General features: G+C 49.9%; 1 protein-coding gene. It reads right to left on the minus strand.

Features of this window, described 5'->3' with window-relative positions:
* Nucleotides 1-820 (minus strand): DNA polymerase III subunit beta (dnaN, locus tag R7Z50_RS26340; protein ID WP_318149593.1); only part of this gene is annotated, 820 nt, incomplete at both ends.

Below are 820 nucleotides of genomic sequence, written 5' to 3' on the forward strand. Positions count from 1 at the left end.
GTGTTCAGCACATCCCACACGTAGCTAACGTTGAAGCCGATTTCGATTGGGTCACCTTCAAAGGTCACATCCAGCATCTCTTCGGCTCCTTCCTGCTCTGGGTTGTTTGCCGTAATGCGCATTTCGCTGCCCGCTAAGTTAACACGCACACCACGGAACTTTTCGTTAGAAAGAATCGCAGCACGCGAGAACGCTTGGCGCAATTCATCACAACTTGCGATCAGTGTTTTGTTGGTATGTTGCGGTAATACGCGGCGATAGTCAGGGAAACGGCCATCAACCAGTTTAGACGTGAAGATAAAGTTGTTCACTTCTGCACGCACGTTTGAGCTGCCAATTTGCAAAACGACAGGTTGCTCTGGCGCATCCATCAGCTTAACCAATTCCTGCACACCTTTGCGTGGCACGATGATTTGCTTTTGGGCGAAGTCAGCACCTAGTTGAGTTTGCGATACTGCCATACGGTGACCGTCGGTCGCCACACTACGCAGTGTCGTGCCATCGATTTCAAACAACATACCGTTGAGGTAGTAACGTACGTCTTGGTTTGCCATCGAGAACTGAGTTTTGTCGATAAGCGTACGCAGATCCGCTTGGCTCAGTGATACTTCAACTTCACTTTGCCAATCTTCAATGTTCGGGAAGTCATTCGCTGGTAGCGTTGCCAGTGAGAAACGGCTGCGACCAGAACGAACTTGCACGCGATCGCCTTCTAACACAAAAGTGATGATCGCATCGTCTGGCAAGCCACGGCAAATATCGAGAAACTTACGCGAAGGAACGGTAATGCTACCCGCTTCGAAATCCCCTTCTAGAGTCA

The organism is Vibrio sp. 1249-1 (genome assembly GCF_033340495.1).